Source organism: Stenotrophomonas maltophilia group sp. vghtpe118, assembly GCF_052605195.1.
Genome location: NZ_CP199672.1, coordinates 1,317,615 through 1,331,786 on the forward strand (window position 1 = coordinate 1,317,615; position 14,172 = coordinate 1,331,786).

General features: G+C 67.8%; 14 protein-coding genes. 7 read left to right on the forward strand and 7 right to left on the reverse strand.

Annotated elements, in window-relative coordinates; all coding sequences use genetic code 11:
- Positions 1-156: 156 nt before the first annotated feature.
- Positions 157-720, reverse strand: a complete 564-nt coding sequence (locus ACUDTM_RS06195; RefSeq protein WP_445391470.1) for a hypothetical protein — start codon at positions 718-720, stop codon at positions 157-159.
- Between the two features lie 188 nt (positions 721-908).
- Between ACUDTM_RS06195 and cysS the strand changes: the two genes are divergently transcribed.
- Genes cysS through ACUDTM_RS06210 form a run of 3 tightly spaced genes read left to right on the forward strand, consistent with a single transcriptional unit; the run spans position 909 to position 4,036 of the window.
- Positions 909-2,285: a cysteine--tRNA ligase gene (gene cysS / locus ACUDTM_RS06200; RefSeq protein ID WP_072168397.1), complete on the forward strand. Its 1,377-nt coding sequence runs from the start codon at positions 909-911 to the stop codon at positions 2,283-2,285.
- Positions 2,286-2,339: 54 nt separating this feature from the next.
- On the forward strand, positions 2,340-2,792 hold the full coding sequence (locus tag ACUDTM_RS06205; protein ID WP_095378134.1) for a SufE family protein: 453 nt from the start codon (positions 2,340-2,342) through the stop codon (positions 2,790-2,792).
- Entirely contained in the window at positions 2,789-4,036 is a 1,248-nt protein-coding gene (locus ACUDTM_RS06210; protein WP_072168398.1) for an MFS transporter, read from the forward strand. The genes ACUDTM_RS06205 and ACUDTM_RS06210 overlap by 4 nt, the downstream gene beginning before the upstream one ends.
- A 675-nt stretch (positions 4,037-4,711) precedes the next feature.
- Here ACUDTM_RS06210 and dksA read toward each other — a convergent pair.
- Positions 4,712-5,938: an RNA polymerase-binding protein DksA gene (dksA, locus tag ACUDTM_RS06215; protein ID WP_072168399.1), complete on the reverse strand. Its 1,227-nt coding sequence runs from the start codon at positions 5,936-5,938 to the stop codon at positions 4,712-4,714.
- Between the two features lie 272 nt (positions 5,939-6,210).
- On the opposite strand from dksA, the gene yidD reads away from it, so the two are divergent.
- From yidD to ACUDTM_RS06230, 3 genes are read left to right on the forward strand one after another with little or no spacing between them, the layout of a single operon-like run.
- Positions 6,211-6,465 carry a membrane protein insertion efficiency factor YidD gene (gene yidD / locus ACUDTM_RS06220; RefSeq protein WP_014037867.1) on the forward strand — a complete coding sequence of 85 codons (255 nt, stop codon included), beginning with the start codon at positions 6,211-6,213 and terminating at the stop codon, positions 6,463-6,465.
- A gap of 1 nt (position 6,466) precedes the next feature.
- Entirely contained in the window at positions 6,467-7,813 is a 1,347-nt protein-coding gene (locus ACUDTM_RS06225; protein ID WP_061478048.1) for a dihydroorotase, read from the forward strand.
- Positions 7,813-8,661 (forward strand): M23 family metallopeptidase, encoded by an 849-nt coding sequence (locus ACUDTM_RS06230; RefSeq protein WP_353080619.1) that lies wholly within the window; start codon positions 7,813-7,815, stop codon positions 8,659-8,661. Before ACUDTM_RS06225 ends, ACUDTM_RS06230 begins: the two co-directional genes overlap by 1 nt.
- An 87-nt stretch (positions 8,662-8,748) precedes the next feature.
- On the opposite strand, the gene ACUDTM_RS06235 is transcribed toward ACUDTM_RS06230, so the two are convergent.
- The 5 genes from ACUDTM_RS06235 to efp form a co-directional block, all read right to left on the reverse strand.
- On the reverse strand, positions 8,749-9,453 hold the full coding sequence (locus tag ACUDTM_RS06235) for a squalene/phytoene synthase family protein (RefSeq protein ID WP_072168401.1): 705 nt from the start codon (positions 9,451-9,453) through the stop codon (positions 8,749-8,751).
- 11 nt (positions 9,454-9,464) lie between these two features.
- A complete protein-coding gene (locus tag ACUDTM_RS06240; protein WP_445391214.1) occupies positions 9,465-10,160 on the reverse strand; it encodes a phosphoglycolate phosphatase in 696 nt (231 codons plus the stop codon).
- Entirely contained in the window at positions 10,157-10,873 is a 717-nt protein-coding gene (ubiG, locus tag ACUDTM_RS06245) for a bifunctional 2-polyprenyl-6-hydroxyphenol methylase/3-demethylubiquinol 3-O-methyltransferase UbiG (RefSeq protein WP_049412667.1), read from the reverse strand. Before ubiG ends, ACUDTM_RS06240 begins: the two co-directional genes overlap by 4 nt.
- A 24-nt stretch (positions 10,874-10,897) precedes the next feature.
- On the reverse strand, positions 10,898-12,241 hold the full coding sequence (locus tag ACUDTM_RS06250) for a TRZ/ATZ family hydrolase (RefSeq protein WP_053500540.1): 1,344 nt from the start codon (positions 12,239-12,241) through the stop codon (positions 10,898-10,900).
- A gap of 205 nt (positions 12,242-12,446) precedes the next feature.
- Positions 12,447-13,013, reverse strand: coding sequence for an elongation factor P (gene efp / locus ACUDTM_RS06255; RefSeq protein ID WP_005410381.1), 567 nt, complete (start codon positions 13,011-13,013; stop codon positions 12,447-12,449).
- 96 nt (positions 13,014-13,109) lie between these two features.
- On the opposite strand from efp, the gene epmB reads away from it, so the two are divergent.
- The gene (gene epmB / locus ACUDTM_RS06260) at positions 13,110-14,150 is read left to right on the forward strand and encodes an EF-P beta-lysylation protein EpmB (protein ID WP_353080620.1); all 1,041 of its coding nucleotides are present in this window, start codon (positions 13,110-13,112) and stop codon (positions 14,148-14,150) included.
- Positions 14,151-14,172: the final 22 nt, after the last annotated feature.

Here is a 14,172-nt window from a genome sequence, read left to right on the forward strand (position 1 = left end):
TACCCAGCGAGAATGTGGGGTTCCGGTCGACGCGCACGCGAGGTCATGCCAGACGCCTGTCGGGCTGCGCTGCTGTCGTGCTGGAAGTCGGTGAGCTTCATGGCCGAATATCTTTGCATGCGGCCGTGACCGGCGCAAGGGGCCGGGGTCGCAGAATCAGGGATTGCCGGCGGCGCCCTGCTCCGGACCGACCCAGGGGGTGATCGACACCCGGATCTTGAGCCGGTTGCCCGGGTCTTCCGGCAGCCGCGACCGATACTTGGTGCCCTTGTAGACGTAGTCCACGTCGTAGGCGATGGGCCGGCGGAATTCACGCCCCACCGGCACGATGCGGCAGTCGCGGGTCAGCATCGGGCCATTGTTGGCAGGCGCTGGGGCCGGCGTTTCGGGGCCGGCCTCTTCGGAGGGCTCCTCGTCGCTGCGCTTGAACATCGAGCGCACCGAATCCCAGAAGCGGCTGATCCGGCCCTTGTCCTCGACCGGCTCCTCGCCGGTCACGTTCACCGGGGCCAGGGTCCGTGTCGACACCGGCTCGCAGTGCTCCTCGGTGCGGGTCGCGCGCAGGGTCTGCAACACCGGCTCGACGTTCAGCACCTGGGCGTAGTCGAACTTCACGTTCTCCACGATCACCACCCGGTTGCGGGGCTCGGTCTCCTGGGCCAGCACCACGGCGGGCAGCGCCGACAGGCAGGCCAGGGTCAGCAACGCGGTGGATTTCATTGGCGACGGGAGCAAGGACACGGCAATAGTGTAGGCAGTGGCGAGCGCAAGGGGCTGAACATTACCCGTCCACGCTGCTCCTGCCCACCCCACCCAGGATGGACCCGGCGTCCACCGGTGGCAGCCAGTGCCCCCAAAGGAGGCCGACACGTTCTAAAATCACAGGCTTGTCCCCCAGCCACAGCCCCATGACCCTGCGCCTGCACAACAACCTGACTCGCCAGCTCGAACCGTTCACTCCGCTCGACCCGGCCTGTCCGACCCTGTATGTGTGCGGCCCCACGGTCTACAACTACGTGCACATCGGCAACGCCCGTGGCCCAGTGGTGTTCGGGGTGCTGGCCGATCTGCTGCGGCGCCGTTTCGGCGCGCTGCGCTACGCCCGCAACATCACCGACGTGGACGACAAGATCAACGCCGCTGCGCGCGAGCAGGGCGTGCCGATCAGCACCATCACCGGCAAGTTCGCCGCCGCCTACCGTGAAGACATGGCCGCGCTGGGCGTGGTGCCGCCGGACATCGAGCCGGAGGTGACCGCGCACATGCCGCAGATCATCACCATGATCGAGCAGCTGATCGCCAATGGTCATGCCTACGCCGCCGAGGGTCACGTACTGTTCGCGGTCGCCAGCTTCAACGGCTACGGCAAGCTCTCGCGCCGTGACCCGGAAGAAATGCTGGCCGGTGCCCGTGTCGACGTGGCCCCGTACAAGCGCGACCCGGGTGATTTCGTGCTGTGGAAGCCGTCCAGCGACGACCTGCCCGGCTGGGAATCGCCGTGGGGCCGGGGTCGTCCGGGCTGGCATATCGAATGCTCGGCGATGGCCGCAGCCCACCTGGGCGAGACCATCGACATCCACGCCGGCGGCGTCGACCTGCAGTTCCCGCACCACGAGAACGAGATCGCGCAGAGCGAATGCGCCCACGGAGGTAGGATCTTCGCCCGTTTCTGGCTGCACAACGGCATGCTCAACTTCGGCGGCGCCAAGATGAGCAAGTCGCTGGGCAACATCGAGCGCGTACACGACCTGGTCCGCCAGCATCCGCCGGAGGCGCTGCGCCTGGCCCTGCTGTCGGCCCACTACCGGCAGCCGCTGGACTGGTCTGATGCGCTGATCGAACAATCGGTGCGCACCCTGGACCGCCTGTACGGCACCCTGCGCGAACTGGCGTCGATCGAGGCCACGGCAGTGATCCCCGCCAGCGTCGAAGCGACCCTGGACGACGATCTCAACACACCCCAGGCGCTGGCCGAAGTGGCCCGCATCGCCGCCGACGCGCGTCGTGCCACCGACCCGGCCGAACAGGCACGCCTGAAGGGCGAGCTGCTCGGTGCGGGCCTGGTGCTGGGCCTGCTGCAGGCCGACCCGGCGCAGTGGTTCGGCACCGCAGCGGGCGACGAGGACGACGATGCCCGCGTCCAGGGCCTGATCGACGAGCGCGCCGCGGCCAAGAAGGCACGCGATTTCGCCCGTGCCGACGCCATCCGCGACCAGCTGGCCGCCGAAGGCATCGTGCTGGATGACACCCCGCAGGGCGTTCGCTGGTCGCGCAAGCGCAGCTGACCTGCCCTGCCCCGTGGCCGGTCCGCCGGCCACGCCCCCACCGTAGAGACTGTTGTGACCGACTCCCCGTTCCCGCTTGAACCCACCGCCGCCGAGGCCCAGGCCGCCATCGCCGAGGAATTCGGCTTCTTCGGCGACTGGTCCGAGCGCTACCAGTACCTGATCGACCTCGGCCGCAAGCTGCCGCCCTTCCCGGAAGAATGGAAGACCGAAGAGCATCGCCTGCTCGGCTGCCAGTCGATGGTCTGGATCGTGCCCGATGGCAACGCGCAGTCGCTGCGCTTCCATGCCATCAGCGATTCGGCGATTGTCTCCGGCCTGATCTTCCTGGCGCTGCGCGTGTACTCCGGGCGCTCGGCGCAGGAGATCCTGGACACCGAGCCGAGCTACATCCAGGACATCGGCCTGGCCCGCCACCTCTCGCCCACCCGCAGCAATGGTGTGGCGGCGATGCTGGCCTTCATCCGCGAGACGGCGCAGGCGCAGCTGCAGCGCGACCCGTCGTGAGCGAACCCGCCACAGCCGAAGACAGTGCACTGGGCCTGCTGTCCCGCCCCGGTTTCGCCAGGCTGCTGGCCTACCGCATCTTCGCGATGCTGTCCTACCAGGTGGTCGCGGTCACTGTCGGCTGGCACATCTACGAAGTCACCCGCAATCCGTTCTCGCTGGGCCTGATCGGCCTGGCCGAGGTCGTGCCGTTCTTCTGCGTGGCTCCGTTCGCCGGTTACCTGGTGGATCACCTGCCGCGCCGTCGGCTGGGCATGGTCGCCTGTTGCGGGCTGATCGCCACTGCACTGGTATTGACCAGCGTAGCCATGGGCTGGCTGCCGATTGACGGCGTGTGGCCGATCTATGCGGCCATCGCGCTGACCGGCATGGTCCGCGCCTTCCTGTCGCCGATCTACAACGCCTTGTTCGCCCGCGTGCTGGCCCGTGACCAGTTCGCCCGTGGCGCCGGCCTGGGCGCGGTGGTGTTCCAGGCCGGCATGATCGCCGGCCCGGCACTGGGTGGCGTGCTGGTCGGCTTCGGTGGCAAGGGTCTGTCCTACGCAGTGGCTACGGCCTTTGCGCTGGTGGCGATGGCCTGCCTGGCCACGCTGAAGGTGGAAGAACCGGTGCATACCGGTCCGGCCGCACCGATCTTCAAGAGCATCGCCGAAGGCGCGCGCTTCGTGGTCGGCAACCGGATCATGGTCGGCGCGATGGCGCTGGACATGTTCTCGGTGCTGCTGGGCGGCGTGGTAGCGATGCTGCCGGCGTTCCTGCACGAGATCCTGCACCACGGCCCGGAAGGCCTGGGCATCCTGCGCGCGATGCCGGCGCTGGGCTCGGTGTGCGTGGGCCTGTGGCTGGCGCGCCACCCGCTGCAGCGCAATGCCGGCCGCGTCCTGCTGTTCGCGGTGGCCGGCTTCGGCCTGTGCGTGATCAGCTTCGGGTTGTCGCAGCACTTCTGGCTGTCGGCGCTGATCCTGCTGTTCTACGGCGCGTTCGATGGCGTCTCGGTGGTGATCCGCTCGACCATCCTGCAGTTGGCTACGCCGGAAGAGATGCGCGGTCGCGTATCGTCGATCAACGGCATCTTCATCAGTTCGTCCAACGAGCTGGGCGCGTTCTATGCCGGCACGATGGCGAAGCTGCTCGGCCTGGTGCCGGCGGTGGTGCTGGGCGGATTCGCGGTGCTGAGCGTGGCCGGGATCACCGCGTGGAAGAACCCAACGCTGCGGAAACTGAATCTTCGCGACCTGCAGTGAACCTGTAGAGCCGAGCCCATGCTCGGCTGCGTATTTCCGTGCGCCCACGCAGCGGTTGCGCCGGGCCGCGCCCGGCGGGCTACTTCCGCGACCGCGGCGGGGTGTGCCTTTCTTTCCTCGTGCAAAGAAGGTCACCAAAGAAACACGCCGCCATCCGCGAGCCGGCGCTGCGCGCCGGTGCCCTGCGCTCCTCGGCGAATCAGGGGACGGCGCGGAGAGCCAGCCGACTAGCAGTCGGCTCTACAGGATCGAGCGGCCTCTTCGCCCCTGACTCCCCTGCGGTGCTCGGCTCGCTACAAGGCGGACCCAACAGCCGCGAGCGCACGCATGACCGCTCCTGGTGGAGCCAAGCCATGCTTGGCTGCTTCTGCTTTTGCTTTTGCTTTTGCTCTTCCTTGCCCTCCGGCTTCGGCCTGAGCCGAGCGTGGGCTCGGCTCTACATCGGCCGCGCACGCAGGAAACCGTCGAGAGCCTGCGGGAGGGTCCGGGCAGGACCGTCCGCGGCATGGATGCCGCGGCCGAGCTTACAGGGATGTACTTGCAGCCTGTCCTGCCCGGACCCACCCGCAGGCTCACGCCGATACCCGCAAGGCGCCGCTCTACGCAGCCAACACGAACCCAACAAAAAACCCGGCCGAAGCCGGGTTTTTCGCATGACCAGACAACGAACTGGAATCAGTCGCCCTGCTGCTTCTGCAGGTGCTCCCAACGCTCCTGGGCGTCGATGGTGCGCTCTGCGGTGAGGCGCGCTTCCAGGCGCTCCAAGCCGATTTCTTCGCCGGTGTCGACGCAGTAGCCGTAGTCGCCTGCTTCCAGGCGCTTCAGGGTGCTGTCGATCTTGCCGATCAGCTTGCGGTAGCGGTCGCGGGTACGCAGTTCCAGCGAGTTCTCGGTCTCGCGGGTCGCACGCTCGGCTTCGTCGCCGATGTCACGCACTTCCTCGCGCAGGTTCTCGATGGTCTGCTTGGACTCTTCCACCAGGTCCGCGCGCCAGTTCTGCAGGCGCTGGCGGAAATACTCCTGCTGCAGCGGGCTCATGTATTCCTCTTCCGAGGACGGCTTGTAGCCAGCCGGCAGGATCGGGCGGCCAGTGGCCTCGTCGGTCTTGTACTCGACCACCTTGTACTTGCTGCGCGGGGCCGGTGCTGCCGAGCGGGCGGCGACGGCCACGGCAACCTTGCCGACAGGGCGCGACACGGTCTTCGGGGCGGAATCGGATTTCACGGCGGTTTTGGCAGGCGATTTCGAAACGGGCACGGGATTCTTGGATTGCGGGGCCTTCGAAGCGACAGGAGCGGCGGCCGGGGCCGGCGTTGAGGCCGGCTGGGCTGCCGCCACTGCCACGGTCTTGGCCGGGACAGGCTTGGCCGGAGCCGGCTTGGCAGCAGGCTTCGGTGCGGACTTCACTACTGGGGCCGGGGTCGGCTTTGCGGCCGGCGCGGCAACGTTCTTGGCAACCTTCTTTACAGCGGCGGGCGTGGCGGCCGGTTTAGCCGCAGCGACCTTCTTTGCTACGGGCTTGGCGACCGGCTTGGCTGCAGCCTTCTTCACCACCGCCTTCGGCGCTGGCTTGGCGGCGGCCTTCTTGACCACCGGCTTGGCGGCGGCCTTCTTCACTGGCGCGGCCTTGCTGACGGTCTTCTTCACCGGCGCCTTCTTGCTGGCGGCGGCTGGCTTGGCCTTGGCGGGCGCAGCGGCCTTCTTCGCCACCGGCTTGGTTGCCTTGACCGGCGTTTTCTTTGCGGTGGCCTTCCTGGCCGCCGGTTGCGAGGACGCTGCCTTGGTCGCCGGCTTGCTGGCCGGCTTCTTGGCAACGGGCTTTGCCGCCAACTTCTTCACAACAGGCTTGGCGGTTTTCTTGGCGGCCGTTGCGGCCTTCTTTGCAGTTTTTTTAGCAGCCACGAAACGCTCTTCCTTGGATTTCCCGGGGCCCGGGAAAGCGGGCCTTTATAGCCTACCCGACCCGCAGCAGCAACCTCGGCACCCTGCTCCATTCAGTCCTGGAGCCAAGGCGCCCTGGAGGGCAGTCCGACGAACACGGACCGCCTTGCGCGGTACGGAACCTGGCCAGCACCCGACGGTGCTGGTACCGGTCGCAGGCCATCGGCGACATGCGACCAACGCCCCATCCTGCACAAATGCGTCCTTCATGCCAACTGGCATAAGATGACTGGGTGATCTCGCGCCTGCTCATTGCCCTGCTGCGCTTCTACAAGCGCTTCATCAGCCCCCTGCTGGGGCCGCGCTGCCGTTTCGTGCCGAGCTGTTCTGAATACGCGATGGACGCCATCTCGCGGCACGGCCCGCTGCGCGGCAGCTGGTTGGCTGCGCGCCGGCTGGGCCGCTGCCATCCGTTCCATCCCGGCGGCTTCGATCCCGTGCCCGAGTCCCCCAACGCCCCCTCTTGCCGTTGCACAGGAAAACACTGACATGTCCTCCACCCTCATCACCAACGCCCGCATGGTCAACGAAGGCCGCACCTTCGATGGTGACCTGCGCATCGAGAACGGCCGCATCGCGCAGATCGGCAGCGGGCTCGCGCCGCGCGACGGCGAGCAGGTGGTGGACGCGGCCGGGCGCTGGCTGCTGCCCGGCATGATCGATGACCAGGTGCACTTCCGCGAACCGGGCCTGACCCACAAGGGCGACATCGCCAGCGAATCGGCGGCCGCCGTGGCCGGTGGCCTGACCAGCTTCATGGACATGCCCAACACCAACCCGCCGACGCTGGATTCAACCATCCTGGAAGCCAAGTACGAGCTCGCGCGCGGCCGCGCCTGGGCCAACTACGGTTTCTACCACGGTGCCAGCAATGACAACCTGGACGCGATCCGTGCCCTGGACCCGAAGAAGGCCCCGGGCGTGAAGGTGTTCATGGGTGCTTCGACCGGCAACATGCTGGTCGACAACCCGGAAACGCTGGACGCGATCTTCCGCGAATGCCCGACCCCGATCATCACGCACTGCGAAGACACGCCGATGATCGATGCCAACCTCAAGGCCTTCCAGGAAAAGTACGGCGATGCGCTGACCCCGGACATGCACCCGGACATCCGTTCGCGCGAAGCCTGCATCAAGTCGACCCGCCTGGCAATGTCGCTGGCACGCAAGCACGGCACCCGCCTGCACGTACTGCACATCTCCACCGCCGATGAGCTGGCGCTGTTCGAGAAGGGCCCGCTGATCCGCGCCGATGGCAGCCGCAAGCAGATCACCGCCGAAACCTGCGTGCACTTCCTGCACTTCGCGCGCCCGGACTACGCGACCAAGGGCAACCTGATCAAATGCAACCCGGCGATCAAGGAAGTGTCCGACCGCGAGGCAATCACCGCTGCCTTGGCCGATGACGTGCTGGACGTGCTGGCCACCGACCACGCGCCACACACCTGGGAAGAGAAGCAGAAGCCCTACGCGCAGGCGCCGTCGGGCCTGCCGCTGGTGCAGTACGCGCTGGTGGCCGCGCTGGAGCGGGTGCACGAAGGCAAGCTGACCCGCGAGCAGGTGGTGCAGAAATTCGCACATGCGCCGGCGCAGCTGTTCGACGTGGAAGAACGCGGCTTCCTGCGCGAAGGCTACTTTGCCGACCTGGTGCTGGTGGAGGACGTGCCGTTCACCGTCAAGCGCGAGGACGTGCTGTCCAAGTGCGGCTGGTCGCCGTTCGAAGGCACCACTTTCCGCTCGCGCATCGCCTCCACCTGGGTCAACGGCCAGCTGGTGTGGGACGGCAGCAAGCTGGTGGGTGAGCCCGCCGGCCAGCGCATGACCTACGACCGCTGATGCGTTCGGCACTGATGATCGGGGCGCTGCTGCTGGCCGCGCCCCTGCTCTGCACATCTTCGGCCAACGCGCAGGATGGCATCGGCAGCCTGATCGACAGACGCGTGGTGTTCCCGGCCAGTGCCTCGCAGGGCGCGCTGGTGATCGGCAAGGTGCCCGCAGGCAGTCGCGTGCAGTACGCCGGCCGCCAGCTGCGGGTGAGCGGCTACGGCAGCGTGGTGTTCGGCATCGGCCGCGACGAGAAGGGTCCGCTGCGCGTACAGGTGCAACGCCCCGATGGTGGCAGCGAGACCGCGACCATTGCGGTGACGCCGCGCGACTGGCCCACCGAGCGGGTCAACGGGGTGCCACCGAAGACGGTCAATCCGCCGGCGGCGATCGCCGAGCGGATCAAGCGCGAACAGGCGCAGGTGACCGCCGCACGTGCCCGCGATGACGACCGCACCGACTTCACCCAGACCTTCATCTGGCCGGTACAGGGCCGCATCAGCGGCCGCTTCGGCAATGCACGCGTCTACAACGGGCAGCCGGGGGCCGGTCACTCCGGCATGGACATCGCGGTGCCGACCGGCACCCCGGTGAAGGCGCCGGCGGCCGGCATCGTGACCTTCGCCGGTCCGGACCTGTACCTGACCGGTGGCACGCTGCTGCTCGACCACGGCTTCGGGGTCAGCTCCAACTTCCTGCACCTTTCGCGCATCGACGTCAAAGTTGGCGATCGTGTGGAGCAGGGCCAGGTGATCGCTGCCGTCGGCGCCACCGGCCGTGCCACCGGCCCGCACCTGCACTGGGGCATGAACTGGTTCGACACCCGCATCGACCCGTTGCTGGTGCTGGAACGCAAATAACGGTAGTGCCGGCCGCTGGCCGGCAACCGCATGAATTCTGCAGTGCCCGAGCTGCCGGCCAGCGGCCGGCACTACCAGACAGTTGGATCAACCGCGGGCAGCCCACCACACGCGCAGCAACGTGCGCACCGGGGTGGCTTCGATTGGCTTGCCTGCGGCCTGCGCGGCAACGCGGGCGCGCGCCAGGCTCGACCACACGCGCCGCGGGCGCGGGCCCGGCACGCGGCTGCCCCATCCTTTCAACAGGTACTGGGCCCAGCGCTGCGCGGCCGTGCTGGAATCCTCATCCAACAGGCTGCGCGGCACACCGGCCACGCCGGCGTCCTGCAGGCGCTGGGCCAGGGTCTGCAGCTGCACCGCACGACCGGCGCCGGTGCGCGGCTTGTCGGCAAACAAGGCCGCTTCCACTGCGGCCACGGCGTCGGCGTAATTGACCAGCGCACGCTCGGCACCGGCTGCATCCAGCGCAACGGTACGCGCTTCAACGAGGTCCGGCAGTGCTTCGGCCAGTTGCACCCACGGCGCACGCACCGGCTCCAGCAGACGGCCCAGCGGATGGCGCGAACGATGCCCTGCCCAGCTGCGCAGCTCCTCGCCCCACCACGCCAGCTTGGCATCGGCGGGCAGCGGATCGCCGCTGGTGTTGAGCATGTCGTCGAACTCCTGCAGCAGCGCAAACCACGCCACTGCGAGCTCGCGTTGCGGTTCGGCCACGAACGGGGCGGCCACCGACCATTCCGGCCAACGGCTGCGCCACTTGTCGAGGAAACTGTCCAGCGCGGTACTGCTCACTACGGGATTCCTTACGGCTGGGCCGGGGCTGCCGGCCGGGTCGGCCAGAGACTGGCCAGTTGCAGAAGTTCAGCGTTCTCGACCAGCACGTCGGCCTGCCAGGCCAGCGGATCGTCGCTTTGCAGGCGGTAGCCCCACAGCGCCGCCACCGACGGCATCGCGGCAGCACGTGCAGCGATGATGTCGCGCTCGTCATCACCCACGTACACGCAGTCTTCGGCGGCCATGCCAATGGCCTGCGCAGCGTGCAGCAGTGGAAGCGGGTGCGGCTTGCGCTCGGCCAGGCTGTCACCGCCGACCAGCACCGCGCAGCGCTGCTGCCAACCCTGCTGCGGCAGGATCAGGCGCGCCAGGTACTCCGGCTTGTTGGTGACGATGCCCCATACCGTACCGGCCTCATCCAGCGCGGCGAGCATGCCGGCCACGCCGTCGAACAGCACCGCGTGCTGGCCGATCAGCGCTTCGTAGCGCTGCAGGAATTCCGGGATCAATGCATCGCGCGCAGCGGCATCCAGGTCCGGGAAAGCGGCCCCGACCATCGCGCGCGAGCCCTTGGAGACCACCGGCCGCAGCTGCGTCGGATCGATCGCTGCCCGGCCCCGCTCGGCCAGCATCGCATTGCAGGTGGCGACGAAGTCCGGCGCGCTGTCCAGCAACGTGCCATCCAGGTCGAACAGCACCGCACGCGGGAAGCGGGCGGAGGTCATGCCGGCTTGACCGCGTAGGCCAGGTAGTTGATGTCGGTGCGGCTGCTCAGGCGGGCATGGTTGCGCCACGGCTCGTAGGCCATGCCGCTGACATCCACCAGCTGCAGGTCAGCCTCGCGCAGCCAGCGCGCCAGCTCGGCCGGCTTGATGAATTCCTGGTAGTGGTGGGTGCCCCTGGGCAGCAGCCGCGCCACGTACTCGGCGCCGACAATCGCCACCGCGAAGGCGGCCGCGGTGCGGTTGATGGTCGACAGGAACAGGTGGCCGCCCGGCTTCAGCAGGCGCTTGCAGGCGTCGATGATCGCGCCCGGGTCTGGCACGTGCTCCAGCATTTCCATGCAGGTGACCACGTCGAAACTTCCCGGCTGCTCGGCGGCCAGATCCTCGGCGGCCTGCACGCGGTAGTCGACCTTGGCGCCGCTTTCCAGCGCATGCAGGCGCGCGACCTTCACCAGTTCCGGGGCCAGGTCGATGGCGGTGACGTCGGCGCCGGCCTGCGCCAGCGCTTCGCTCAGCAGCCCGCCACCGCAGCCGATGTCGAGCACGCGCGCGCCACGCAACGGTACGCGGTCGGCCACGTACTTCAGGCGCACCGGGTTCAGCGCATGCAGCGGCTTCTGCGGGCCGTCAGCGTCCCACCAGCGGTTGGCCAGCGCGGCGAACTTGTCCAGCTCGGCCTGATCGAAATTGGAGGAAGCGTGGGGGGCAGTCATGAGGGGTCCTTGCGGCGCCAGGGATCAGGCGCGGATATGACGGATGCGCTCGCGCCACTGGCGCGCGTTGGCGATGATGCCCGGCAGGTCCATGCCGACCAGCTCGCGCTGCACCAGCTTCGGCTTGCCGGCGATCCAGACGTCGCTGACCTGCTGGCGGCCGGTGGCATACACCAGCTGCGACAGCACGTTGTGCAGCGGCTGGGTTTCCAGCGCCGACAGGTCGACACAGACCAGGTCGGCCTGCTTGCCGACTTCGATCGAACCGATGCGGTCAGCAAAGCCCAGCGCACGGGCGCCGCCCAGCGTCGCTGCGCGCAGCGTGGTGGCCGCGTCCAGCGCGGTGGCATCATCGGCCACGGCCTTGGCCAGGATCGCTGCGGTACGGTTCTCGCTGAACATGTCCAGGTCGTTGTTGCTGGCGCAGCCATCGGTGCCGATCGCCAGGTTCACGCCGGCGCGCTGCAGGGCGCAGGCCGGGCAGAAACCGGAGGCCAGCTTCAGGTTCGATTCCGGGCAATGCACCACGCTGACGCCGCGTTCGGCGCACAGGTGGATTTCCGCATCGGTCAGCTGGGTCATGTGCACCGCGATCAGGCGGTCGTTGACCAGGCCGAGCCGATCCAGCCGCGCCAGCGGGCGCTGGCCGTGCAGCTTGATCGAATCGTTGATCTCCTGCGCGGTCTCGTGGGTATGCAGGTGCACCTGCATGTCGAGCTGGTCGGACAGCATCCGCACCCGCTCGAAGTTGGCATCGTTGACCGTGTACGGCGCATGCGGCGCGAACGCGGTGCCGATCAGCGGATCGGTGCGCCACTGATCATGCAGTTCACCGGCCTTGGCGAAGTATTCGTCGTCGGTCCTGGCCCAGGCGGTGGGGAAATCGATGATGACCGCGCCAACCAGTGCGCGGAAACCGTGCTTCTTGTAGACCGCAGCCTGCACGTCGCCGAAGAAGTAGTTCTCGTTGGCACAGGTGGTGCCGCCGCGCAGCATCTCGGCGATGGCCAGGGTGGTGCCGTCGGCGACGAACTCGGGGCCGATCACCGCCGCTTCCACCGGCCAGATGTGCTGCTGCAGCCAGGTCATCAGCGGCAGGTCGTCGGCGACGCCGCGCAGGAGGGTCATCGGGTTGTGCGTGTGCGCGTTGACCAGGCCCGGCATCAGCGCCGACTCGGGGCGGCTGACCACCTGTGCGGCACGGAAGCGTGCGCGCGCCTCGGCACGCGGCAGGATGGCCACGATCTCGCTGCCACGCACGGCAACGGCATGGTCTTCCAGCACCACCGCATGCGGCTCGATCGGAACGACATGACCGGCTTCGATGAGCAGGTCGCAGGCTTCGGGGAGGTGCGGGCTATCGCTCATGCGGGCTCACTGGCTGGGGGCGGCGAGATACTTCTGGGGAACACGCCCCTGAGTCAGGGGCTGCCGCGAAGCGGCGGGGTCTGGAGACCCGTGAAGCGCGGCCCATGATCTGCCGAAGCAGATCATGGGAGCGCCAGCGCGAATGCACTGGCGCGTATCCGAGCATGGCTCGGCTCTACAGCAAGGTCGGCCTGCGGCCGGAACCTTATTTGACGCGTGCGGAGTATTCGCCCGAACGGGTGTCGACACGGATCACTTCGTCCTGGTTGACGAACAGCGGCACGCGCACCACGGCACCGGTTTCCAGGGTGGCCGGCTTGCCGCCGCCGCCCGAGGTGTCGCCACGGACGCCCGGATCGGTTTCGGTGATCTTCAGTTCGACGAAGTTCGGCGGCTGAACGAAGATCGGCTCGCCATTCCACAGGGTGACCACGCAGGACTCTTCGCCCTTCAGCCACTTCTCGGCGCCGCCCATGCCAGCCTTGGTGGCCTGGACCTGCTCGAAGGACTCCGGATCCATGAAGTGCCAGTATTCGCCGTCGCTGTACATGAAGTTCATGTCGGTATCGACGACGTCGGCTGCATCCAGCGAGTCGGTCGACTTCATGGTCACTTCCTGGGTACGCCCGTCCTTGATCAGGCGGTACTTCACGCGGGTGAAGGCCTGGCCCTTGCCCGGCTTGACGTATTCGGTGTCGATGATGACGGCCGGTTGGTTGTTGACCAGGATCTTCATCCCGTTCTTGACGTCGTTCATGCCGTAGCTGGCCATGCGTAAACTCCTGAGTGGCAGAAACGCCGCGGGTGCGGCGAGCCGTTAGAATGGAAAGCCCACCGAATGCCGGTGGGCGACTGTTTTTCTGCCCCCATGATAACCGCAGGCCCCCTCTCCATGCAGCTTTCCGCCTTCCCCCGGCCCCAGTCGCCAGGCGCCCCCGCGCGCTGGCAGCAGCTCTGGCGCCAGGCGCTGCGCGACCCGCACGCCCTGCTGGCCCGGCTGCAGCTGGACGCGGCGGCGCTGGGTGTCTCGGAGGCGGCCATGAACCAGTTCGCACTGCGCGTGCCCGAGGGCTTCGTGGCCCGCATGCGTGTGGGCGATGCGGCCGACCCGCTGCTGCGCCAGGTGCTGCCGATCGACGAGGAAATGCGCCCGGCGCCCGGGTTCAGCTTCGATGCGGTGGGTGATGGTGCCGCCAGGAAGGCCACCGGCGTCATCCAGAAGTACCGTGGCCGCGCCCTGCTGGTCGCCACGGGCAGCTGCGCGATCAACTGCCGCTACTGCTTCCGCCGCCACTTCGACTATGCCGCGGAGAACGCCGCCAAGGGTGGCTGGCAGGAGGCCGTAGCCGCCATCGCGGCCGACCCGGACATCGATGAGGTGATTCTGTCCGGCGGTGACCCGTTGTCACTGGCCACGCACAAGCTGGTCGAGCTGACCGACGCCCTGCGCGCGATTCCGCATATCCGCCGCCTGCGCATCCATACCCGGCTGCCGATCGTGCTGCCGGAACGCGTGGACGATGAACTGGTGTGCTGGCTGGGCAGCCTGCCATGGCCGCTGGCGATCGTGGTCCACGCCAATCACGCCAACGAATTCGACGCCAGCGTGGACGCGGCGATGGCCCGCCTGCGCGGCGTCGGCGCCCAGCTGCTGAACCAGGCGGTACTGCTGCGCGGGGTCAACGACAGCGTGCAGGCCCTGCAGGACCTGAGCGAGCGCAGCTTCGCCGCGGGCGTGCTGCCCTACTACCTGCACCAGCTGGACCGGGTCGAAGGCGTGGCCCACTTCGAAGTGGATGATGCCCAGGCCAAGGCACTGATTGCCGGCCTGACCGCACGCCTGTCCGGTTATCTGATCCCGAAACTGGTGCGCGAACTGCCCGGCGACCCGAGCAAGCGCCCGCTGTAAAAAAGGGGACGGAGGGGATTAA